The 23,129-nt window shown below is 72.2% G+C and carries 20 protein-coding genes; 8 read left to right on the forward strand and 12 right to left on the reverse strand.

What is annotated here, in order from left to right:
• Positions 1–64: 64 nt before the first annotated feature.
• Together VMN58_09350 and VMN58_09355 are read right to left on the reverse strand one after the other, a co-directional pair.
• Positions 65–901: an SDR family oxidoreductase gene (locus VMN58_09350; GenBank protein ID HUF33397.1), complete on the reverse strand. Its 837-nt coding sequence runs from the start codon at positions 899–901 to the stop codon at positions 65–67.
• Between the two features lie 11 nt (positions 902–912).
• Positions 913–1,863, reverse strand: coding sequence for an alpha/beta fold hydrolase (locus tag VMN58_09355; protein HUF33398.1), 951 nt, complete (start codon positions 1,861–1,863; stop codon positions 913–915).
• 38 nt (positions 1,864–1,901) lie between these two features.
• On the opposite strand from VMN58_09355, the gene VMN58_09360 reads away from it, so the two are divergent.
• Positions 1,902–2,675 (forward strand): MOSC N-terminal beta barrel domain-containing protein, encoded by a 774-nt coding sequence (locus VMN58_09360; GenBank protein HUF33399.1) that lies wholly within the window; start codon positions 1,902–1,904, stop codon positions 2,673–2,675.
• Positions 2,676–2,717: 42 nt separating this feature from the next.
• The gene (locus tag VMN58_09365) at positions 2,718–3,668 is read left to right on the forward strand and encodes a hypothetical protein (GenBank protein HUF33400.1); all 951 of its coding nucleotides are present in this window, start codon (positions 2,718–2,720) and stop codon (positions 3,666–3,668) included.
• Positions 3,669–3,703: 35 nt separating this feature from the next.
• Here the strand turns inward: VMN58_09365 and aspS are convergent, their stop codons facing one another.
• From aspS to VMN58_09385, 4 genes are all read right to left on the reverse strand, one after another.
• A complete protein-coding gene (gene aspS / locus VMN58_09370; GenBank protein ID HUF33401.1) occupies positions 3,704–4,987 on the reverse strand; it encodes an aspartate--tRNA(Asn) ligase in 1,284 nt (427 codons plus the stop codon).
• 305 nt (positions 4,988–5,292) lie between these two features.
• Positions 5,293–6,477 (reverse strand): DUF222 domain-containing protein, encoded by a 1,185-nt coding sequence (locus VMN58_09375; GenBank protein ID HUF33402.1) that lies wholly within the window; start codon positions 6,475–6,477, stop codon positions 5,293–5,295.
• A gap of 81 nt (positions 6,478–6,558) precedes the next feature.
• Entirely contained in the window at positions 6,559–7,290 is a 732-nt protein-coding gene (locus VMN58_09380; GenBank protein ID HUF33403.1) for a TSUP family transporter, read from the reverse strand.
• 39 nt (positions 7,291–7,329) lie between these two features.
• Entirely contained in the window at positions 7,330–8,382 is a 1,053-nt protein-coding gene (locus tag VMN58_09385; protein HUF33404.1) for a BMP family ABC transporter substrate-binding protein, read from the reverse strand.
• Between the two features lie 15 nt (positions 8,383–8,397).
• Here VMN58_09385 and VMN58_09390 point away from each other — a divergent pair, with 15 nt between their 5' ends.
• The 3 genes from VMN58_09390 to VMN58_09400 are packed head-to-tail and all read left to right on the forward strand — an operon-like array spanning position 8,398 to position 11,024.
• The gene (locus VMN58_09390; GenBank protein HUF33405.1) at positions 8,398–9,366 is read left to right on the forward strand and encodes an RDD family protein; all 969 of its coding nucleotides are present in this window, start codon (positions 8,398–8,400) and stop codon (positions 9,364–9,366) included.
• Positions 9,367–9,369: 3 nt separating this feature from the next.
• Complete coding sequence (locus tag VMN58_09395) at positions 9,370–10,170, forward strand: rhomboid family intramembrane serine protease (GenBank protein HUF33406.1); 801 nt, start codon at positions 9,370–9,372, stop codon at positions 10,168–10,170.
• On the forward strand, positions 10,167–11,024 hold the full coding sequence (locus VMN58_09400) for a serine hydrolase domain-containing protein (protein ID HUF33407.1): 858 nt from the start codon (positions 10,167–10,169) through the stop codon (positions 11,022–11,024). The genes VMN58_09395 and VMN58_09400 overlap by 4 nt, the downstream gene beginning before the upstream one ends.
• A 13-nt stretch (positions 11,025–11,037) precedes the next feature.
• Here VMN58_09400 and VMN58_09405 read toward each other — a convergent pair whose 3' ends face one another.
• Positions 11,038–12,867, reverse strand: coding sequence for a DUF2207 domain-containing protein (locus VMN58_09405; GenBank protein HUF33408.1), 1,830 nt, complete (start codon positions 12,865–12,867; stop codon positions 11,038–11,040).
• Positions 12,868–12,931: 64 nt separating this feature from the next.
• Here VMN58_09405 and VMN58_09410 point away from each other — a divergent pair, with 64 nt between their 5' ends.
• The gene (locus VMN58_09410; protein HUF33409.1) at positions 12,932–13,420 is read left to right on the forward strand and encodes a glutathione peroxidase; all 489 of its coding nucleotides are present in this window, start codon (positions 12,932–12,934) and stop codon (positions 13,418–13,420) included.
• A gap of 22 nt (positions 13,421–13,442) precedes the next feature.
• On the opposite strand, the gene VMN58_09415 is transcribed toward VMN58_09410, so the two are convergent.
• The gene (locus VMN58_09415; GenBank protein HUF33410.1) at positions 13,443–15,029 is read right to left on the reverse strand and encodes a peptide chain release factor 3; all 1,587 of its coding nucleotides are present in this window, start codon (positions 15,027–15,029) and stop codon (positions 13,443–13,445) included.
• A gap of 76 nt (positions 15,030–15,105) precedes the next feature.
• Here VMN58_09415 and VMN58_09420 point away from each other — a divergent pair, with 76 nt between their 5' ends.
• Together VMN58_09420 and VMN58_09425 are read left to right on the forward strand one after the other, a co-directional pair.
• On the forward strand, positions 15,106–17,763 hold the full coding sequence (locus VMN58_09420) for an ATP-dependent DNA helicase UvrD2 (GenBank protein ID HUF33411.1): 2,658 nt from the start codon (positions 15,106–15,108) through the stop codon (positions 17,761–17,763).
• A gap of 66 nt (positions 17,764–17,829) precedes the next feature.
• On the forward strand, positions 17,830–19,068 hold the full coding sequence (locus VMN58_09425) for an acyl-CoA dehydrogenase family protein (GenBank protein HUF33412.1): 1,239 nt from the start codon (positions 17,830–17,832) through the stop codon (positions 19,066–19,068).
• 12 nt (positions 19,069–19,080) lie between these two features.
• On the opposite strand, the gene VMN58_09430 is transcribed toward VMN58_09425, so the two are convergent.
• The 4 genes from VMN58_09430 to VMN58_09445 form a co-directional block, all read right to left on the reverse strand.
• Positions 19,081–19,734 (reverse strand): M23 family metallopeptidase, encoded by a 654-nt coding sequence (locus VMN58_09430; protein ID HUF33413.1) that lies wholly within the window; start codon positions 19,732–19,734, stop codon positions 19,081–19,083.
• 131 nt (positions 19,735–19,865) lie between these two features.
• Positions 19,866–20,147, reverse strand: coding sequence for a DUF4031 domain-containing protein (locus VMN58_09435; GenBank protein ID HUF33414.1), 282 nt, complete (start codon positions 20,145–20,147; stop codon positions 19,866–19,868).
• A 24-nt stretch (positions 20,148–20,171) separates the two neighbouring features.
• A complete protein-coding gene (locus VMN58_09440) occupies positions 20,172–21,143 on the reverse strand; it encodes a sigma-70 family RNA polymerase sigma factor (GenBank protein HUF33415.1) in 972 nt (323 codons plus the stop codon).
• A 162-nt stretch (positions 21,144–21,305) separates the two neighbouring features.
• Positions 21,306–23,117 carry an acyl-CoA dehydrogenase gene (locus VMN58_09445; GenBank protein HUF33416.1) on the reverse strand — a complete coding sequence of 604 codons (1,812 nt, stop codon included), beginning with the start codon at positions 23,115–23,117 and terminating at the stop codon, positions 21,306–21,308.
• Between the last annotated feature and the right edge of the window lie 12 nt (positions 23,118–23,129).

A 23,129-nucleotide genomic window follows, 5' to 3' on the forward strand; every position in this document is an offset into this window, starting at 1 on the left:
TGCCACCTCGCACCACCCAGGGTAGCGCCTCGACCCCACTCCAAGACACTCAGGGCCGTGCGCGTCAGTCCCAGAAGTCGAGGGCGGTGCGCACGGTCTGCTCGAAGGCGTCGTCGTCGAGGTCGGCGCGGAGGGCACCGAGGAGCTCGGCGTCGGTGCCCACGAGGCGCCGCAGGGGGGCCTCCGGGTCGGTGGCGACCTCCCAGATGGCCTCGGCGACGACCTGCGGGTCGGCCGGTCCGCCCTCCCGTCCCGGCACGTTCCCGTAGGCAGCGTCCCACCGGGCCCGGAGCTCGTCGTAGGGCGAGCCGTCGGCATCGGCGACCTGGCGGTTGTCGTCGAAGCGGGTGGGGAAGCTGCCCGGCTCCACGACGGCGACCCGGATGCCGAAGGGGTGCACCTCGTAGTGGAGAGCCTCGCTGACCGCCTCCAGGGCGTACTTCGAGGCGCCGTAGATCCCACCGAAGGGCGGACTCACGCGCCCGGCGATCGACGACACGTTCACGATCACGCCCGAGCCGGCGTCGCGCATCACCGGCAGCACCGCCTTGGTGACCCGCAGCACGCCGAAGACGTTCGTGGCGAAGACCGCCTCCGCCTGGGCAACGTCGACCTCCTCGACCGCGCCCCGGATGCCCAGGCCGGCGTTGTTCACCAGCACGTCGATCCGGCCGAGGTCGGAGACGACACCATCGACGGCGGCGGCGACCGAGGCGTCGGAGGTGACGTCGAGCGCCACGATGCGGAGGTCGAGGCCCTCGTCGTCCCGGGCGGCCTCGAGCTCGCCGGCGCAGGAGGCGTCGCGCATCGTCGCCACGACCGTGTGGCCCTGGCGGGCCCCGTGCAGGGCGGCGAGGAGCCCGAAGCCGCTGCTGCAACCGGTGATGAGGGCGACGGCCATGGACCCGCACGCTAACGGCGGTCGACCGTGGGCCGGGGCGGCAGCCGACTGATCACGTCGTCGATCGCCGTGGCGGTGACCCGGGCGAAGTCCCGGCCCGACACCAGGCACGCGTCGTGGTCACCCCGGAGCTGGTGGACGGTCGCGCCGGGCACCGCCTTGGCCAGCGCCCGCTGCTTGCGGGGCCGGACGAGCCGGTCCTCGGTGGTGATCACCACGGCGGTCGGGACGTCGACCTCACTGGCGAAGGGACGGGCGTCGTAGCCGCCGAGGGCACGCCCGGCGTGAGCTGTGTCGGTGGGGTCGCCCCGACGCAGCTCGCCCTTGAGCCACCCCTGGTAGGGCGCCAGGTCGGGGCTGGTCTCGATGGCGTCGCGCAGCAGGCGGTCGATCATCCCGCGTGGCGCGCCCAGCCGCAGGACGTACTCGAGCAGGCCCATGGTCTTCCAGACCAGCCGCTCGCGACGGCTCGCCCGCCACTCCAGGGCGGTGGCCTGGAAGACGAGGGCGTCGACCAGCTCGGGGTGACGCCGCCACAGCAGCATCGAGATGGGGCCACCCATGGAGTAGCCGCAGGCGATCACGGAGCGCAGCCCGAGGGCCCGCACCACGCCCGCAGCGTCGTCGGCAGCCGCCTCGAGGGTGAACGGCTCCTCGCTCCGCATCCCCCGACCGTGGCCGCGGTGGTCGACCGCCACCACCGACGCCAGCCCCCCGACGGCGTCGTAGGCCCGCCACCAGTTGAGGTCGGCAGACGCGGTCCAGCCGTGGAGCAGCAGCACCGTGGGCGCGCCCGGCGGGCCGTCCGACTGACGAACGAACACCTCGCCACGGCCCGGGACGTCGACGATCCGCCCGGCCGGGAGCGGCGGCGGGATCGGCGGCCGTGGGTCGCCCCGCTCGAGGCGCCGCACGTAGCGACGGGCCCGCCGGCCCCCATCGAGCAATCGTCGTCTGGCCACTCGCACGCTCGTCATCATCGAAGTGCTATCACCGGTCCATGCGAATCGGAACCGTCGAAGAGCTGTGGCGCTACCCCGTGAAGTCCATGCAAGGGGCCCGGCTGCCATCCCTGGAGCTGGTGAGCACGGGCGTGCACGACGACCGAGGCTTCGCGCTGATCGACCGAGACACGGGCGCGCTGATGAGCGCCAAGCGCTACTCGGCCCTGCTGCTCGCCTCCGCCGAGCGCGACGACGCCGGGGCGGTCACGATCACCCTGCCGGACGGCGGCCAGGTGCGCAGCGACGACCCCGAGGTCGATGCCCGGCTGTCGGCGTGGCTCGGACGCGAGGTGCACCTCGACACCCCCCGAGCGCGCGAGCAGGTCTCCTACGAGATGACCTTCGACCCGCCGAACGACGACGCTGAGATGGTCGCCATCCCGACGCCGCCGGGCACGTTCCTCGACCTCGCCGGCATCCACCTGCTCACGTCCTCGACGCTCGAAGGGTGCGCCCGCGTCCACCCCGAGCTCGACTGGGACGTCCGGCGGTTCCGCCCCAACATCGTCCTCGACGCCGACGTGCAGCCCTTCGGCGAGGACGCATGGTGCGACGGGTGCCACCTCAGGATCGGCGACGCCGTCCTGACGCCTCGCCACCCCACCGTGCGCTGCGCCATGCCACTGCGCGGCCAGCCCGGGCTGGAGCGGCAGGCGAAGATGTACGCCGCCCTCGAGGACCTGCACGCCAACCACCTCGGCATCTACGTCGACGTGACGCAGCCGGGCACGATCGCCGAGGGCGACGAGGTCCAGCTCGTCGACGCCTGAGGGGCGAGCGCTGGCGTCCGAGGCGTGCTATGCCGGCGTGCCATGAGGTTGCCCATGAACGCCCTGCTGGCACAGGCGCTCGTCACGGTGACGCAGGAGTACGAGCAGCGAGGCGCCGGCTCGGCCGGTCTGCCGACACTGGCGGTGTGGTCGAACGTGCTCCGGCCGGTCGGCGACGGCATCGACCTGCGCGAGCTCCCGGCTGCAGCGCGCCTGTCCAAGCGGGCGGTTCGCGCCGCTGTCGGCGCGGCGGAGAAGCAGGGGTGGCTGGTGCATGAAGGAGGTGCCGTGCGGCCATCGCCGGCCGGCGAGATGGCTCGTGACCGATGGCCGTCGCTCGACGCCGACGTCGAGGCAGCTGTCGGCGGCGACATCGTCGCACCACTCCGCGAGGTGGTCTGCCAGCTCTACCTCGAGTGGCCGCACCACCCGACCGGCTACGGCCCGGCCGATCACTCGATCACCGGAGGCGTCTACACCGCGGGTGGTGGCCAGATCGACTCGAAGGTGCCGACCCACGCTGCGGACTGGGCGCCGGTCCTCCGGCACGACGTCGACGGTTCGAGCGTCGCGGCCCTGCCCCTCTCGGCGTTGCTGTCGCAGACGTTCGTGGCGTTTGCAGCCGACTTCGAGGAGCTCTGGATCGGCGGGCTCCATCTCGCTGCGACGGTGCTACGCCTGTTGCCGGACGAGGGTGCGCTGGTCAGCGAGATCCCGATGCTCAGTCGGCTCAAGGGCGACGGCAAGTCCGTCCTCGAGCGCCATGGCTACATCGAGATCTTGCGCGACGCCGACGACCCCAAGGTGCGACTCGCCGTGCCGACGTCACGCGGCCGCAACACCCGCGACGAGTACGAAGCGACCGTCGGCCGGGTCGAAGATCGCTGGGGCCCGAAGTACGGCGCCGATGTCGTCACCAGCCTACGGTCAGCGCTCGAGTCCCTCGACATCGACCGATCGCTACCGCACTCGGTGATCGACACGCTGACGTAGACGCGGTTCAGATGCGACGCCGAAGCTCGTCCGACCTACGGCGTGAGACGGTGGAGATCTCTCGGGAAGAGCGTGACCTCTCTGATGTTCGCAGCGCCGGTGAGGCGGGCGACCCACCGTTCGAGGCCGATCGCAAAGCCCCCGTGAGGCGGCATCCCATGCCGGAAGGCTTCCAGGTAGCCATCGAACGCGGTGAGGTCTTGGCCGGCGAGCGCGGCCTCGTAGTCCTCGAGCCGGTGCAGTCGTTGGCCCCCAGTCACGAGCTCAAGTCCTCGGAAGAGAAGATCGAAGCTGTTCGACGCTGCCCCGTCCTGAGGGTCAGGGTGCGTGTAGAAGGGCCGCTTCGCCATGGGGTAGCCCGTCACGAAGACGAACTCTGAGCCGTGCTCGGCCAGGACCCACTCGCACAGCCAGCGCTCGTCATGTGGAGCAAGGTCAGGCTCGCCGACCGTTGGACGGCCGGTCGCGGCTTCGATCATCTGCTGGGCGTCGGCGAAGTCAACCACCGGGACCGCTTCTGGCACCGTCGGCAAGGTGAGCCCGAGCAGCTCCACGGCGGGTGCGGCAGTCTCGGCGATCGCCCCGAGCATCCCGTGGAGGGCCGTGCCGAGGATCGCCATGACATCACGGTGGTCGGTGATGAACCCCACCTCGGCGTCGAGGGACACGTACTCGGCGAGATGCCTCGCAGTGTCATGCGGCTCAGCACGGAACACTGGTGCCACTTCGTAGACGCGCTCGAAGACACCGACCATCACCTGCTTGTAGAGCTGTGGACTCTGAGCCAGATACGCCTGGGTCCCGAACCAGTCGATGGGGAAGACGTTCGCGCCGGACTCGGTGGCGGATGCCACGACCTTCGGGGTGAAGATCTCGGTGAACCCGGAACCGTCGAGCGTCGAGCGGAAGCCCGCTACCGATGCCGAGGCGATCTGCGCGATCGCGCGTCGACGGGGATGGCGCAGCGAGATCGCTGCGTGATCGAGCAGTGTCGGCAGCTGCGCGTTCAGCTGCGGCCGCCGCAGCTCGAGCGGCGGCGCAGAGTCGACGCTGGAGATCACCGTTATCGAAGGGTTGACGATCTCGACGCCTGCCGGCGCCTGCACGCTGCTGGCGACCTCGCCAGTCACCTCGATCACGGACTCACACGCCACACCCGCGATTCGTTGCCGCAGGTCGGGATCGACGACCACGACCTGGGCGACCCCGCTGCGGTCCCGAAGCAGGACGAAGGCAACCTGTGCGAGCTGCCGTTGGTGGTGCAGCCATCCCTGCACGCGCACGCGTTCACCAACGTGTGCGCAGAGCTCGTGGGCCAACCTGCGTTCCATCCTTCGCCTCCATCCGGTCGAACTCCCAGATGTGTGGGCGAGGGGATCCCGCGGTGCCACCACACTTCACCGCCGGATGCTCCGACGGCCTCATTCGGTGAGGCTGCTCAGGGGACGTCACTCCCCGTCTGCGCAGCCACCGACATCGTAGGAGCAGCCCACGAGTCGAGGCACTCGAGTTTTCCCTCTGACCACTCGATCACCGGAGTGCGCCCAGCAGTCCGCGACCCGGAGTGCCACTGGGGAGGCGACAAGTGCCGCGAGGCCAGGCACTCGACCCCATTGCCCGCCGCTCAGGCGGCGGCGGGCTCGGGGAGCCGCAGGTCGAGGACGCCGGGCGGGTGCGTGGTCCAGGTGCGACCGTGGGGATCGGTGATGGTGAGGGTGCCGTCGGGGTCCATGGTCTCGCTCCAGCGAGGGAGGTGGGCGAGGTGGTGATGGCGGCAGCACTTGAGGACCAGGTTGGTCAACTTGGTGGGTCCATGTCGGTTGACGTGGATGACGTGGTGCGCTTCGCACCAACCTGGTGGTCGGTCGCAGCCGGGATGGCGGCAGTGCCGGTCGCGCAGCACGAGGGCGTTGTAGAGGTTGGCGGGCACGGTGCGGGTAGCGGTGCCGTAGTCGAGGATGCTGGTGCGGCCCTTCATGAGCACCCGGTGCACGGCGCTGTCGCACAGGAGCCGCTGCAGGCTGGCCGCCGGCAGGAGCGGCCCGTCGATCACCTGGCCGGGCCCGTCGCCGTCGAGATCGTCGAGGGTGGCGACGATGTTGAGGTGAGGGCGGTGCCGCCCTCCGGCCCGGGTCTGTTGGTGGTCGAGGAAGAACCGGCAGATGTCTCCCAGCGCGTCGGCGCGGCGTTGGGGGGCGGTGCGCTCCTCGCCTTCGGCGTCGTCGGTCAGGGCGAGGCGCAGGGCGGCCTCGATCGTGGCGCCGGACTCGGCGTCGAGGGAGCCGGTGAGCTCGTAGCGGTCGCCGAGGGTGCGCGACAGGCGCAGCGACCGCCGTGCCGGGGCGGGGTCGCCGCGGTCGACCACGGCGTCGGCCCGCTCCTTCCAGCGGCGCATGGCCGTGGCGGTCTGGGCCACGTCGAGCGGCTCGAGCACTGGAACCAGCTCGGCCTCGTGGTCGGCGAGGAGGCCGATGGTGGCGTCGTCGACGTTGGCCACCACTGCCTGCACCTGCCCGCCCGAGAGCCGCCCGTCGCGCCAAGCGTCACCGGTGAGCGGTAGCGACCGCAGCCGCCGCGCCGTGCGGGCTGTCGACGACGCCGCCGCGCCCGACATCGCGGTGTGATGACGCAACCACGCGGTCAACGACGTGGCCCCGTCGGGCGACCACCCCGCATCGACGTCGAAGCGTCCGAGGGCGTCGCTCAGCTTGGCGTTGAGCAGGTCCACCAGGCGGCACACCTCCGCGATGGCTTCGCCGGAGGCAGGGATGTCGACCTCGTCAATCACCTCAGCCAACCGCTCCAACATGTCCCCATGGTAGTCGAACATACGTTCTCCTGCAACGGTTTGAGCCCATTTGTTCAGCGTCACGACCCGCCCCTCGACCCCTCACCACGCCGCGTCGACGAGCAGGTAGAGGCTGGTGGCGGTGATGGCGACGAGGTAGAGCACCCGGAACCGGTGCTCGCTCATGCGGTCGAGCGCCCAGCTTCCGGCGGCCGTGCCGAGCACCACCCCGGCCATGCCAATCGCGGCCGGCGCAAGGAAGCGGGTGGGCGCCAGGCCGGCGAGGCCGAAGAGGATGATCTTGGCGGCGTGACCCGCCACCTGGCTGGCGGCGAAGGTGCCCACGAAGGCCTGACGGCTCGCCGCGGCGGCCCGGAAGAGCGGCGCCTGGAGCGGTCCGGTGGCACCGACGACCACGTTGAGGGCGCCGATGACCCCGCCCACCGCCACCCAACCGACACGGCTCGGCGCCCGGGTGGCGCCGCCCCGCACCTCGGGGACCCAGGTAGCCGCAAGCACGGTCAGGGCGATTGCGACCTGCAGTGCCTCCGACGGCGCCCGGACCACCAGCGGCATGGCCAGCGCCCCTGCCGGGAGGAGCAGCAACGCGAACGGCGCCACCACGGCCCGGTCGACGTCACGCCGCCGGATGACCGTCCGGGTGGCGTTGGAGACGATCTGGATCGCCGCGTGCAGCGGGATGGCCACCACCGGTTCCACCCACAGCACGAGCACCGCCAGCAGCACCAGCCCGCCGCCGAAGCCGAGGACGGCCGTCATGGCCGACGTGAGGAGCGCCGCCACCCCCACGAGCACGACCAACCCGGCATCCACACTTGTATGGTACTTGTATCTTGACGGAAGGGATCCCGCTCAAGAGGTGGGCACCTCGATCTCGCCGGCGATGATCTGCCGGCGCAGCGCCTGCAGCTGATCGTCGACGACGTCGAGGTGACCTCCGCTGTCGGTGTAGCCCACCCCGCCCTCGGCGAGGCCCAGCACCGTGGTACCCGAGGGCCCGCCCCGCTCGACGTAGCCCGTCACCGCGACCTCGACTGCGAGGTCGAGCCGGGACCGCATCGTCGTGAGGAGGCGGGACTGGGCCGTCTCGCTGACCTCGTCGTACTGGTCGGTGCCGCTGCCGATCGCCCAACGCTGGCGCCCGTCGGCCTCGAGGCGGCGAATGGCCTCGAGGACGCCCACCACCTTCCCGCCGGCAGCCTCGTAGACCACGTCGGCTCCCGCCTCGTACAGCAGCACCGCCAGCTCGCGGGCCACGGCCACCTCGGTCGCGGCCGTGTCGACCGGGGCGTCGTCGATGACCCACAGGTCGACCTCGACGTCGGGGCGCACGTGGCGGGCGCCGGCGGCGTAGCCCGCCCGGTGACGGCGCGCCCGCTCGTCGGCTCGCTCGACGAGGATGCCGATCCTGCCGGTCTCCGAGGTCAGGGCGGCAGCCGCACCGACCAGGAAGGCCCCCTGCTCGTCGGCGAAGCGGACGGCAGCCACGTTGTCACCCGTCGCCTCGCCCCCCACCACCACGAAGTGGTGATCGGGGTAGTCCTCGGCAACGGGCACCACCGCCCGGTCGTACCCCGGACCGATCCCCACCGTCAGACGGTTGCCGCCCTCGGCCAGCAGGCGCAGCAGGACCTCGCGATCGGGGACCTCGTCGCTCAGCGCCGCCTCCTGGACGCGCACGTCGTGGGCCACCACCGAGCGCTGCACGCCGATCGATGCCAGGTCGTTCTCGGCCCGGTCGCCGCGGCCGCCGGGGCCGTAGGCGATGCCAACCGCGGCGCCGGTGCCGGCCCCCGGATCCCCACCGCAGCCGGCGAGAGCGAGGGCGACGGCGAGCACGAGACCGGCGATGACACTCGTCCGGCGGCGCCGACGAAGGTGGAGAGAAGCGTCGGCGGTGGGCACGGAGCGCAACGGTAGGTGCTGGCGCCGGTCTGGTCCGAGCCGCGCCCGCCCTGCCAGACTGCGCCCCTGGCCACGAGCACCTCACCCCTCGTCGGTGTCGGTCGCCGGGCGCTCGCCCGCAGCATCGACGCCGTCATCGCCGCCGGCCTCACCGTGGCCGCGTTCGCCCTGACCCCCGACGACCGCCCGGTGCTGGGGTTCGTGGTGGCGATCCTCCTCGTCACAGCCCAGGAGGCCTCGCTCCTCGCCAGCGTCGGCGCGACCCCGGGCAAGCTGGCGACCGGACTGCGCGTGCGCGCCCTCGACCACGCCGGACCACTCCCGGTCGCCGCCGCGCTGCGCCGGTCGGTGATCGTCGCCGTCGTGGGGCTCTCGGTCGTGGGCCTGCCCGCCCTGGTCGCCTCGGCGAGCCTGAGCCCGATGCGGCGGGGGTTCCACGACCGTCGGTCGGGCACCGTCGTGCTCCCCCGGGCCTTCGGTTCCCTCATCGCCCACGACTACGTCCGCCAGTGGGAGGCGGCCGGCGAGCGCACGCCGGTGACACCCCTCGGGCCGGTGGCCTCACTCGCCGAGCGGCGTCGGGCGCGCGCCCACCGCCTCGACCACGCCCCGCTGCTGGTGGCCGGCACGGTCGCTCTCACCGCGTCCGGAGAGCTCGGCGACGGGATCGGTCCGCTCGTGGTCATCTCGCTGGCGTGGCTCACCGCCTTCGTCGCCGACGAGACCTGGCGGGTCAGCCGCTACGGCCAGACGGGCGGCCACTGGCGGGAACGGGTCATGGTGGTCGACCGCCGCAGCGGCGAACCGCCCGGCCCCTGGCGGTCGTTCCTCCGCGCCCTGGTGCTCGCCCCCTTGTTCTACGTGCCGCCGCTCCAGCTCATCCTGGCCGCCTGGGTGCGCCTGTCGAACCACAACCTCGGGCCTCACGACCTCGCTGGGCGCACCGTCGTCATCCGGCTGCCCCAGTGGCAGCCGGCGAGCTGAGCCGTGGCCCTCCCCCTGCGCGACGACAGCACGGCCGAGCGGGCGCCGATCGTCACCTGGGCGCTCATCGTGGCCAACGTGGTGGTGTTCCTGCTGCTCCAGCCGCCGGTCTTCCAGTCGGGCGCGCTCGACACCGGGGCGACCTCCGCCGACCCTGCCCGCCAGCGGGCGGTGGCGGAGGAGCACGTCAACCAGTGGGGCGTGATCCCCTGTGAGGTGCGCCGGCTCGAGCCGCTCGTCTCCGAGCCCGAGGGCTGTGACCGGGGTACCCGGCTCTCGGCGGTCCCCGACGAGAAGCACGTGCCGCTCAGCCTCCTCACCCACATGTTCCTGCACGGTGGGGTCATCCACCTGGTGGGCAACATGTTCTTCCTCTGGCTGTTCGGCAAGAACGTGGAGGACCGCCTCGGCCATGCGGCCTTCCTCGGCCTCTACGTGGTGACAGGCATCCTCGCCATGCTCGGCCACGTCGCCGCCAACCTCACCGACGCCGTGCCCGCCGTGGGCGCGTCGGGCGCCGTCTCGGGCGTGATGGGCGCGTACGTGATCTTCCACCCACACACCCGCATCCTCACCCTGGTGCCAAACCTGGTGTTCCAAGTCGTGTACCTCCCGGCGTATGTGCTGTTGGGCCTGTACTTCGTCCTGCAGTTCTTCACCCCCGACATCGCCCAAGTGGCGTGGGTGGCCCACGTCGCCGGCATGGTGGCCGGCGGCCTCCTCGCCCTCGCGGTCGAGCAGCGCTCCCGCCTCCGTCGGGCATCGCCCCAGAGGCCGGACGCGGCGCGGGAGGTGCCGGTGTGACGGAGGACGAGCGGAGCCGGGCGCGCGCCGCGCTGGCAGCGATGGACGCCTGGCCGGTGGGCACCGCCGCGGGCGTGGTGGTGCGGGCCAGCGGTGGCACGGTCGACCACGGAGACATCGATCGGCGCTTCGCCCTGGCCTCGCTCACCAAGGTCCTCACCGCGGTCGCCGTCCTCGTCGCCGTGGAGGAGGAGACCGTCGCCCTCGATGCTCCGGCCGGGCCTCCGGGCGCCACCGTGCGCCACCTCCTCGCCCACGCCTCCGGCCTCGCCCCCGACGAGGCGGTCCCGCTCGCGCCGCCGGGGAAGCGACGCATCTACTCCAACGCCGGCTTCGAGACGCTGGCCGACGCGGTCGCGGCCGCCGCGGCGATGCCCTTCGACGAGTACCTCCGGGCCGCGGTGCTCGAGCCCCTCCACCTCACCGGGACGCGGCTCGAGGGCTCCCCCGCATCGGGGGCCACGGGGACCGTCGCCGACCTCGGCCGGCTCCTCGCCGAGCTCCAGGCGCCCACCATCCTCGCCCCCGCCACCTTGGCGGAGGCCACCACCACCGCCTTCCCCGGACTCGACGGGGTCCTCCCGGGCTTCGGCCGGCGATCGCCCAACGACTGGGGCCTGGGGGTGGAGGTCCGGGGCCGGAAGTCGCCCCACTGGACCGCGCCCGGCGGCTCACCCCGCACCTACGGCCACTTCGGTCGGGCCGGGGGGTTCGTGTGGGTCGACCCCGACGCCGGCGTCGCCGCCGGCTGCCTGACCGACCGCGACTTCGGGACGTGGGCGACCGAGGCGTGGCCCGGGTTCAACCAGGGGGTCCTCGACGCCTTCGACGTCACCCCACCAGCGGGCCGGTAAGGGTCACACCGACCTACCAGGAGCCGCCCCCACCGCCGCCCATGCCACCGCCGGACGAGCCACCCCCGCCGAAGCCGCTCCCCCCGGACGAGGATGGCGTCGAGGTGAGGGTGCCCGCGGTGGTGACGGTGAAGCCGCGCATGGCCCCGCTGAAGTGGGCGAGGGTGAAGGCGTCGGTGCCGCTGTACCAGCCGCCCACGGGCAGCTCCCCGTCGATGCCCGCGAAGGCCTTGGCCCACTTGTCGGTGGCCCCGAAGACCACGGCATAGGGGAGGTACTCGGAGAACAGCCCGGCCCGCTCGGCAAAGCGGGCCCGCTCCTTCTCGGACTCCTCGATGAAGCGGCGGAAGCCCTCGACCCGGCGCATCACGGCGGTCCCCTTCGCGGTGCGGTGCGGCATGCGCCGGGCGCTGGCAGCGATCAGCAGGCCCACCACGACGATGGGTACGGGCACCAACCCGATTCCTGTGTTGGCGGCGGCAACGACGGTGAGGACCACACCGGCGAGGGCCACACCCACCCCGATGGCGACCCACCGCGCCCGCTCGTGGTCGGGCCGGGTGTGGAACCACCCCCGCTCGGCGACGTCGTCGTAGAGGTCGCTCTGCACCGACCTCAACCGGGCAGCGAAGCGGTCCTTGAGCTCCGAGATCCGAACCCGGTCGGGGTGGCTGGCGTCGAAGAGCGACTCGTGGAGGTTCCGCTCGTAGGCCAGGAGGTCGTCGGGGGGTGCCTCCCGGTGCAGCTCCCAGTCGGGGGACGAGAACCACCCCTTCTTGGGGAGCTCCTCGATCCGCAGGTAGCCGCGCACGGCGAGGTCGATGATGGTGGCGGTGACGTCGAGGGGGTTGGCGACCTCATCGATGAGGGTGCCGATCTGACCGGGACGCAGGCCGTCGGGCGGCACGTACTCGACGGGCGTGAGGGGGCGGTCGAAGAGGGGCACCCGCTCGTGGGTGCCGTCGGGGTTGCCGAAGGCAACGTCGACGTGTGAGCCCACGTAGCGACGGTCGCGGCCCGTGCGCCACCACAGGGCGACGACCCCGGCGATGCCGCCAACGAGGAGGATCCCCGCCGTGCCGACGGTCGCCGGGGTCACGGCGAAGGCCCGCGCCGCGCTCCACCGCTCTTCCAGGATCGGCACGGGCTCGGCCACCGAGCCCACGGGGAGGCCCACCACCACCGTGAAGGCGCTGCCCGGGCCGAGCGGGCCTGCGCCGAACGTCACGCCCCCGGCGTCGGGTCGGGCCCCGCTGCACGGCAGGGTGGAGCCTGCCGGGCCGGCGAAGCACGCCACCTCCGTCGGGGCAGTGGGAAGGTCGACGCGCACCCGGGCGGCACCGATGGGGACGCCCCACTCGGGGCCGATCGCGTCCCAGTAGAGCTCGACGTGGGTGTCGAACCCGTTGAGGGCACCGCCGACGCGGTAGGTGATCTCGTAGGTGTGAGCCCCCGTGATGAACACGTCCGGCTCGCCGATCCGGAACGTCGTGCGCTCACCGCCCTCCACCTGCACGCGGTCGGGCGCGCCCGGCGACGTCTGCACCGAGAGGAGGTCGAGACGCAGGAGGCGGTCGTGGGTGTCGTCGTAGCGCTCCCGGACGGGGATGGTCCGAAGGATCCCCCGCCGCTGGGCAGCCCCGAAGTCGTAGCGGATCTCCTCGCGCACGACGAGGTCGCCGCTTGGCTCCACCGTGATGGTGACGTCGTAGCGCTCGATCCGCTCCCCCGCCTGGGCGGACGCGGGACCGGCGAGGACGAGGAGCGACGCGCAGGCGAGCACCGTCCCCACCAGCGCCCACCCCAGCGGGCGGCTCGTCGGACGGGACCCCCGGTGGCGCACGGGCGGAGCGTATCGGCCTGCTCTGGGCCACACTGGACCCCCGACCGATCTTCGAGGAGCAGACATGTCGATCCACGACATCCCCGTCAAGACCCTCGCCGGCGAGCCCTCCTCGCTCGGTGAGCACCAGGGCAAGGCCCTCCTGGTGGTGAACGTCGCCTCCAAGTGCGGCCTTACCCCGCAGTACACCGGCCTCGAGGAGCTGCAGGAGACCTACGGCGACCGTGGCTTCTCCGTCGTCGGCTTCCCCTGCAACCAGTTCGGCGAGCAGGAGCCCGGCACCGCCGAGGAGATCGAGACCTTCTGCTCGACCACCTACGGCGTCAGCTTCCCCCTGTTCGAGAAGGTCGAGGTCAACGGCGAGGGCCGCCACCCGATCTACGAGGAGCTGACCTCGGTGCCCGACGCCGAGGGCAAGGCCGGCGACATCCAGTGGAACTTCGAGAAGTTCCTCGTGTCACCCGCGGGCGAGGTGGTCGCCCGCTTCCGCCCCCTGACCGACCCGAAGGCCGACGAGGTCATCGGCGCCATCGAGGAGCACCTCCCGACCTGACCGCACCCGCCCGGACCCGGCGTCAGTCGGCGACGATGCGGTCCAGGGTGAGCTCGGGCTTGTCCTGCTCGAGGCGGGCGAGCCACATCGGGCTCTCGAACAGCGCAAGGAGGGTGCCGTCGGCGCGGGCCAGCACCCGCACACCGCTGGTGCGCCGGAGGGTGGGCGCCGAGGCGGCGTCAGTGCGCCGCGCCACCTTGGTCGCCATCGGCGAGATCTCCACCGGCGCGCCGAACTCGTGCTCGAGGCGGTGGCTGAAGACCTCGAACTGCATCTGGCCCACCGCGGCGAGCACCGGGGCGGTGTCGCCTACGTCCTCGTCGCGCAGGACCTGGACCACACCCTCCTCGTCGAGCTGGGCGAGGCCCTTGCGGAACTGCTTGAAGCGGCCGGTGTCGACGGGTCGCGCCACGGCGAAGAGCTCGGGGGCAAAGCTGGGGATCCGCGGGAAGCGGACGGGGTGGTCGACGTAGAGCGTGTCGCCGATTCCGAGCTCGGTGGCGTTGACCAGGCCCACGACGTCGCCGGGGTAGGCGTCGTCGATGGTCTCGCGGTCGCTGCCGAAGACCTGCGAGGCGTACTTGGTGGCAAAGGGCTTGCCAGTTGCCTCGTGGGTGACGGTCATGCCCCGCTCGAAGTGGCCCGAGCACACCCGCACGAAGGCGATGCGGTCGCGGTGCGAGGGGTCCATGTTGGCCTGGATCTTGAACACGAAGGCAGAGAAGGGGTCGTCGAGGGCACGGGGGTCGCCGTCGACGTCGAGGCGGGGGGAGGGTCCCGGGGCGAGGTCGACCACCGCGTCGAGCAGCAGGCGGACCCCGAAGTTGGTCAGGGCCGAGCCGACGAAGACCGGGGTCGACTCCCCGGCCAGGAAGGTCTTGGGGTCCACGTCGGCGCCGATCTCGTCGAGCAGGGCGCACTCCTCAACCGCCGCCTCCCAGGACGGGCCCTCCTCCTGCGCCGCCTGGGCGGCCTCGACCACCTCCTCGGTGGCCTCGGTAGCGCCCCGTGCGGTGCGCCCGAAGCGGAGGAACCGGCCGTCACGTCGGTCGATCACGCCTCGGAGGTCGCCGGGGATGCCGACCGGCCAGGTGGCCGGGGTGGGCCGCAGCCCGATCTGCTCCTCGATCTCGTCGAGCAGCTCGAGGGGGTCGCGACCGGGCCGGTCGAGCTTGTTCAGGAAGGTCAGGACCGGGATCGAGCGTGCCTTGGCGACCTCGAAGAGCTTGAGGGTCTGCGGCTCGATGCCCTTGGCGGCGTCGAGCACCATCACGGCGGCGTCGGCGGCCGCCAGCACCCGGTAGGTGTCCTCGGAGAAGTCGCGGTGCCCGGGGGTGTCGAGGAGGTTCACCACGGTGTCGCCGTAGGTGAACTGCAGCACGGTCGAGGAGATCGAGATGCCGCGCCTCTGCTCCATCTCCATCCAGTCGGAGGTCGCCGAGCGACGGCCTCGACGGGCCTTGACCGCCCCCGCCTCCTGGATGGCTCCCCCGTAGAGCAGGAACTTCTCGGTGAGGGTGGTCTTGCCGGCGTCGGGGTGGCTGATGATGGCGAAGGTCCGCCGGGCGGCGGCCTGGCCGACGACGTCGGTCGAGGCTGGCGGTGTCACCGGACCACCCTACCGGGGGGCCTCCGCGTGACCGTCGGCGGCCGGAGCGTCACACGGGACCCCTAGGGTCGTCGAGGTGCCCGCCCCCGGACCCGCGTTGCTCGGCCGTGGCGTCGTCGTCACCGCCGGCTCACCGCCCCCACCGCCCTGGGAGGGCGCGCCCGTCGTGACCCTCGACGACGCCGGCCTGGCCGACCCGGCCGCAGTGGTCGGCGCCCTCCACGACGCCTGGCTGGCGCGACGGCCGTTGGTGGTCGAGCTGGCCGTCGACCCGGTGCACTTCCGCACCCCCGAGACCTGGGAGGTGGAGCCGTGGCGCCTCGATCCTCGATTCGAGGCGTGGTCCGACCGCCTCCACTTCCTGGTGTGGGCCAACACCTACGACGCCCGCGCCGGCGACCCGGTGTGGTGGTGGGGCCGCAAGGCGGCGCGCCTCGGCGCCACCGAGACGCCCGACGGGCCCGCCGACCTCCTGCTGCCCGATGGCACGGCGGCGTGGGTCGATGGCGGCCCCCGTGGCCCCCTCGACACCGCGGTGCTCGGCGCCGCGGTCGTGCACCGCGAGAGCGTCGACCTGGGGTCGCTGGCCACCGCCCCCGCGCCCTGCCTCCCCGCCGCCGACCTGGCCCCCGACCAGCTGGCCGCGGTCGCCCATGGGGCGGGGCCGGCCCGCATCGTCGCCCCTGCCGGCTCGGGCAAGACCCGCGTCCTCACCGAGCGGGTGCGCCACCTCATGGTCGACCGGGGCCTCGAGCGCAGCACCGTGCTCGCCGTGGCCTACAACAAGCGGGCCCAGCTCGAGCTCGAAGCCCGCACCACCGACGTCGGTCCGCGTGCCGACACCCTCAACGCCCTCGGCTACCGGCTGGTGACCGAGCACCTCGGCCGGCAGCCCCGGGTCCTCGACGAGCGCGAGGTGCGCCGCCTGGTCGACGAGGTGGTCCCGAAGCGCCGGCGGCTGGCCAACACCGACCCCACCGCCCCCTACCTCGAAGGCCTCACCGCCATCCGCCTCGGGCTGCGCGACCCCGACGAGGTGGAGGACGAGCGTGACGACGTGCCCGGCCTGGCTGGCGCCTTCCGCCCCTACCGTCGCGCCCTCGCGGCCGCCGGCGCCGTCGACTTCGACGAGCAGGTCTACGGCGCCGTCGAGGCGCTCCTGCGCGACGGGGCACTGCGCCGACGGGCCCAGGACCGCTGCCGCCACCTGCTGGTCGACGAGCTTCAGGACCTCACCCCCGCCCACCTCCTGCTCCTGCGCCTCCTGGCCACCCCCGACCTCGACGTCTTCGGTGTGGGCGACGACGATCAGGTGATCTACGGATACTCAGGGGCTGACCCGGGGTTCCTGATCGACTTCGCCGAGCTGTTCCCGGGGGCGGCGTCGCACCCCCTCACCGTCAACTACCGCTGCCCCGAACCGGTGGTGGCGGCGGCCAAGGCGCTGCTGTCGTACAACCACCGCCGGGTCCCCAAGGAGATCACCGCCGGCCCCGATGCCGCGGCCGAACTGGCGGCGCTGGACATCGACCGCCACCCGCCGGAGGTCGGCGCCCGGCGCCTGGTCGAGACGGTCGAGGCGTGGCTCGCCGACGGTGCCACCACGGCCGAGGTGGCCGTGCTCGCCAGGGTCAACAGCCTCCTCCTCGCCCCTCACGTGGCGCTGTCCACCGCCGGCATCGCGATCACCTCCACCCTCGGCCCGGAGGTCCTGGAGCGCACCGGGGTGCGCGCCGCCCTCGCCTACCTCCGCATCGCGGCCGAGCCGTCGGCCATCGACCCCGCCGACGTCGTGGAGGTCTACCGCCGCCCGTCCCGGGGCCTGCCCAACTGGTTCCCCAAGTGGCTGCGGGGCCGACTCGACGTCGGCGAGCTGCGCCGCATCGCCGCGAAGATCGACGACGCCAAGGTCAGCGACAAGGTCGACAGCCTCGTGGACGACATCGAGCTCGTCATCGACGCCGCCCACGGAGGCGCCACCACTCGCGAGCTGCTCGGCGTGGTGAAGGACAGCGTGGGCCTGGGCGGGGCCATGCGCCTCCTCGACGGCTCCAAGGGGGGCCAGACCGCCTCGCAGCTCGACGACCTCGAGGCGCTCGAGCAGGTCGCCGACCTGCACCCCGAGGCCGCCAGCTTCGAGCCGTGGCTGCGCTCGGTGCTCCACCGGGAGCGGGCCGATGGTGGCGTCACCCTCTCCACCATCCACCGGGTGAAGGGCATGGAGTGGGACCACGTGGCCGTGTTCGGGGTCACCGACGGGCTGATCCCCCACCGCCTGGCCGACGACGTCGAGGAGGAGCGGCGCATCCTCCACGTGGCCGTCACCCGCGGGCGACGGCGGGTGGCGGTGCTGGGCGACGCCGGGCGCCCCTCCCCCTTCCTCGACGAGCTCACCGGGTCCGCGCCCCACCGCCCGGCGCCTCTGCCCCGGGAGCGCTCGGTGATCGAGCCGGTGACACCGAAGGGCCGACGGCGAGCGGAGGCGGTGGCCGACCTGCCACCGGGCGATGCTGCGGTCGAGGAGGCGCTCAGGGCGTGGCGCCTGGAGCGCAGCAGGGCCGACGGCGTGGCCGCGTTCATCGTGGCCAGCAACGCCACCCTGCGCGCCATCGCCGTCGCCCGCCCATCGTCGCTGGCCGGCCTGGCCCGCGTCCCCGGCATCGGACCCACCAAGCTCGAGGCCTACGGCGACGAGATCCTCGCCATCCTCGAGGCCCTCCCGGCACTTCGATGACACCGCCGTCACGTCCGATCCCTAACATCGCTTCCGACCACCTCACCCCGAACCGGAGGCACCGACGTGTACCAGTGGAGCGACGAGCAGCTGATGGTGCAACAGGCCGTCCGGGACTTCGTGACGAAGGAGGTCAAGCCCCACGTCGAGGAGCTCGAGCATGGCGACCTCCCGCCCTACGACATCCTCCGCAAGCTGTTCTCGACCTTCGGCATGGACGCCATGGCCCGCGCCGGCTTCGAGAAGCGCATCGCGCGGGAGAAGGCGGTCGCCGCCGGCGAGACCCCCGAGGACGAGGGCGAGAGCGGCGGAGGCGGCGGCGGGTCCGCCTTCACGATGATCCCGATCATCGAGCTGTGCCGCTACTGCCCGGGCATGGTCACCGCCATGGGGGTCAGCATGGGCCTCACCGCAGCGGCGATCATGTCGAAGGGCACGACCGCCCAGAAGGAGCGCTGGGCGCTCGACCTCCTCACCATGGACAAGATCGGCGCCTGGGCCATCACCGAGCCCGGCTCCGGGTCCGACGCCTTCGGGGGGATGCGCTCGTCCGCCAAGCGCGACGGCGACGAGTACATCCTCAACGGCTCCAAGACCTTCATCACCAACGGGCCTCACGCCGACACCACCGTGTTCATCTGCAAGCTCGACGAGGGCGACGGCACGCCCATCGAGTCGCGCAAGGTGGTGAGCTTCATCCTCGACCGCGGCATGCCCGGCTTCGAGCAGTCGAAGCCGCTGCGCAAGATGGGCATGCACTCCTCCCCCACCGGCGAGCTGTTCCTCACCGATGTGCGGGTCGGCCGCGACCGCCTCATCGGCGAAACCGAGGACCAGCCCGCTCGCTCGGCCGCCAAGGACACGTTCTCGATGGAGCGCACCGGGGTGGCAGCGATGGCGCTCGGCATCGTCGAGCAGTGCCTCGAGCTGAGCGTGCAGTACGCCCGCGACCGCGTCCAGTTCGGCAAGCCCATCGGCGAGTTCCAGCTCATCCAGCTGAAGCTGGCGAAGATGGAGGTCGCTCGGCTCAACATCCAGAACCTGGTCTTCCGCCAGATCGAGATGTCGGCCGCCGGCAAGGGCATGGACCTCACCGAAGCGTCTGCCTGCAAGCTGTACTCCGCCCAAGCTGCCATGGAGGTCGCCCTCGAGGCGGTCCAGCTCTTCGGCGGCAACGGCTACATGGCCGAGTACCAGGTCGAACAGCTGTGCCGTGACGCCAAGGTCCTGCAGATCTACGCCGGCACCGACGAGATCCAGGTCAGCCAGATCGCCCGCAACCTCCTGGCCGCCGGCGGGTCCTGAGCCGCCGTCGCCTCAGGGGCGGAAGGCGCCCGGCGGCAGCAGCGGCAGCAGCGGCAACGGGTCGACCGGTGCGCCCCCGATGTGGACCTCGAAGTGCAGGTGGGGACCGGTCGACTGGCCGGTGTTGCCGGTGTTGGCGATCCAGTCGCCCCGCGAGACCGCGTCGCCGACCTGCACCGGGGTGCCGGCGAGGTGGGCGTAGCGGGTCATCGTGTCCTCGGCGTGCTGGATCTCCAGGGTGATGCCGTAGCCCGAGCGCCAGCCGGCGTAGGTCACGGTGCCGGCCGCGGGCGCCACGAGCAGCGTGTGCCACGGGGTCGGGATGTCGAGCCCCTGGTGGGGACGGCCCCAGCGCATGCCGAAGCCGGACGTGACCTCACCCAGCATCGGCCAGTGGAGGCGCAGGCCGACGGCGACCGGAGCCACCGGTGCCGTGGCGGCTGGGGCGACGGTGACCGGCCGGGGGTTGCGCCACCCCATCAGGCCGGCGATGGTCAAGCCCGTGGTGCTTGGCCGGCCGACATCGGCGGCCCGCTCGCCGTCAGGGGCCCGCTCGCTGGCGGGGAGGGTCTGGGCGGGCGAGGCCAGGACTGGGGGCGCCAGGGCGACGGTGAGGGCGACGGCAAGGGTGGTGCAGAGCAGGGAGCGGTGGTGGCGCGCGCGCATCAGGGCCTTCGGGGCAGGGGAAGACGCCAGCGCCAGGGGCTGCCGGTATCAGGACCGCCCCATGGTAGTTCTTCCGTTCACGAAAGTGACATCAGGGCGTCACCATTTCGTCATGCACCCGGGGAAGGGTCTCAGGTCGACTCGTGACCGGCCGACCGCCGGCCAGCCGGGCGGCGCAGGCCAGCGGCACGGAGCCGGCCAACCAGCTCCCGGGCGTCGACCGCCACCGCCCCCAGCTCGAGCGCCTCGAGTCGCAGCTCGGCGGGGATGTCGTAGTGGTCACCCTGGAAGGCGCGCCGCGGCACACCCAGCCGGGTGGCGAAGGCGTGCAGCTCCTCGACGCTGACGTCGCTGACCAGGTGGGCCCAGCGCCGCCCGCGCCAGGGCCAGATGGCCTGGTCGACGAGGATCAGCGGAGGGAGGTCCGGGTGGTGGGCCTAGACGGCGAGCAGCTCGCGGGCGCCGGTGTCGACCGACGGGTGGCGCAGCTTCGACATGGCCCGGGCCTCGATCTGGCGGAACCGCTCCCGGGTGAGGTTGAAGGCCTCGCCGACCTCCTCGAGGGTGCGGGGCTCACCGCGGTCGAGCCCGTAGCGCAGCCGGATGATGGTGCGCTCCCGCTCGTCGAGGGGCGCCAGCAGGCGGGCGACCTCGTCGGGCAGCAGCGACTCGGCGGCGGCGTCGAACGGGGAGGCGGCGGAGGGGTCGGCCACCACGTCGCCGAGCTCGGCGTCGCCGTCCTCGCGCAGCGGGTCCGACAACGACAACGTCCCGCCGGCGTAGCGGAAGATGTCGGTCAGCTTGTCGATGGGCAGGTCGAGCTCGGCGGCAAGCTCGGCCAGGGTGGCGGGGCGGCCGTGCTTGACCTCGAGGCTGGCCTGGGCCTTGCGCAGGCGGGTCAGCTGGTCGCCGGCGTGGACCGGGAGGCGGATGGTGCGGCCGGTGTTGGCGATGCCGCGGGTGATGGCCTGGCGGATCCACCAGGTGGCGTAGGTGGAGAACTTGAAGCCCTTGCGCCAGTCGAACTTCTCGACGGCGTGGATGAGGCCGAGGTTGCCCTCCTGGACGAGGTCGAGGAGCGGCAGCTCTGACGCCTGGTACTTCTTGGCGATCGAGACCACCAGGCGCAGGTTGGCCTGGATGAAGGTCTGGGTGGCGTCCTCGCCGGCCCGGATGGCCAGGCGCAGCTCGCGCTTCTTGGCGACGGGGATGCGCTCGCTGGTCGCCTCGAGCGTGGCCAGCTCGGCGCGCGCGGCGTTGCCGTCCTCGATCGCCTGGGCGAGGGTGGCCTCGTCGGCCTTCGTCAGCAGGGCGTGCTTGCCGATGTCACTCAGGTACAGCCGGACGAGGTCTTCGTCGGCGCGCTCTGGACGTTGCTTGGGCAACTCGTACCGGTCCTTGTTCAGCATCGCGCGGGGATGGCTGGCCGTCGGCCGGCGCGAGCGACCAGACGAGCCCGACTGACGGGGGCCTTCAGTGTACGACGAATGTGGGGATCGCGGTCCCAAGGTTCTGCATCGGACCCCCGAACACCTGCTTGAGGGGTGCCACCGGGTCCGGGAGCCGGGCGCTCAGCGGCTCCAGAGGTGCTCCGCCGGGATGGCCATGATGGTGTCGGGACCGGCGGTGACCGAGGCCAGGAGGCCCCGTGCCGTCGGCAGGACCTGGGTGGCGTAGAACCGGGCGGTGACCACCTTGGCCTCGAGGAACCCCTGGTCAGAGGGGTTGTCGGCGGCGAGGAGGCGGGTGGCGGCCAGCGCCGATCGAGCGAGCAGCCACCCGCCGGTGACCGTGCCGAACATCCGCAGGTAGGGCGCGGCCCCGGCCAGGGCGGCGATCGGGTCGGCCAAGCCGTGCTCCATGAGCCAGCCGGTGGCGTCCCGGAGGGCGGCGACGCCGTCGGCGAGCTCGACGCCGATCGCGGCGAGGTCGCCACCCTCAGCGGTTGCCTCGGCGGCGACGGCCTCCATGGCCGCCAGGTGGCGCTCGACCACCGCTCCCCCGCTCAGGCCGAGCTTGCGCCCCACCAGGTCCATGGCCTGGATCCCGTTGGTCCCCTCGTAGATGGGGGCGATACGGGCGTCGCGGTAGTGCTGGGACGCCCCGGTCTCCTCGACGTAGCCCATGCCGCCGTGAACCTGGACGTTGAGGGAGGTCACCTCGACCCCGAGGTCGGTGCACCACGCCTTGGAGATGGGGGTGAGCAGCTCGACGAGCTCCTGTCGCTCGGTGCGCACCGCCTCGTCGGGGTGGCTGTTGGCGAGGTCGATCGACTCGGCGTTGAGGTAGAGCAGGCAGCGCATCGCCTCTACGGAGGCCTTCATCGACATGAGCATGCGACGGACGTCGGGGTGGTCGACGATGGGCGAGGACTCGCCTCTGGGCGCGCCGGGTGCCCGCCCCTGTCGCCGCTCGCAGGCGAAGGCCACCGCCTGCTGGTACGCCCGCTCGGCCAGGGCCAGGCCCTCGACGCCCACCGAGAGGCGGGCGTTGTTCATCATGGTGAACATGTAGCGCATGCCGGCGTTGGGCTCGCCGATGAGGTACCCGACCGCCCCCTCGCCACGCTCGCCGTAGGAGAGGACGCAGGTGGGGCTGGCCTTGATGCCCATCTTGTGCTCGATGGAGACGCAGGTGACGTCGTTGCGGGGCCCGAGGCTGCCGTCGTCGGCCACCAGGTGCTTCGGGACGATGAAGCACGAGATCCCCTTGGTCCCCGGCGGGGCGTCGGGCACCCGGGCCAGGACGAGGTGGATGATGTTGTCGGCCATGTCGTGCTCGCCGAAGGAGATGAAGATCTTGGTGCCCGAGATCCTCCAGGTGCCGTCGTCGGCGGGCACGGCACGGGTGCGCAGCGCCCCTACGTCGGAGCCGGCGTCGGGTTCGGTGAGGTTCATCGTCCCGGTCCACTCGCCCGAGACCATCTTCGGGAGGTAGACCTCGCGCTGCTCCTCGCTGCCGTGGGCGTGGAGCATGTCGATGGCGCCCTGGGTGAGCAGCGGGGCCATGGAGAACGCCATGTTGGCCGAGGTGAGCATCTCCTGCTGGACGATGTTGACCAGCCACGGGAAGCCGCCACCCCCGTAGGCGGGGTCGAACGGGACCGCCCCCCAGCCGGCCTCCACGTAGCGCCGGTAGGCGTCCCGGAACGCCTCGGGGGTGGTGACGCTGCCGTCGGCGTCGAGGGTGAGGCCTTCGGTGTCGCCGATCCGGTTGGTGGGCGCCACCACCTCCTCCATGAAGCGAGCCGTCTCCTCGAGCACGCCGTGGACCACGTCGGCCTTGGCGTGGGCGAAGGGCTCCAGCGACGCCAAGGCCCCCACGTCGACCACATGGTCGAGGACGAAGCGGATGTCGGCGAGCGGCGCCACGTAGTCAGGCATGGGCCGAGGCTA

The sequence above is a fragment of the Acidimicrobiales bacterium genome, assembly GCA_035512495.1.
Classification (GTDB): Bacteria; Actinomycetota; Acidimicrobiia; order Acidimicrobiales; family CADCSY01; genus DATKDW01.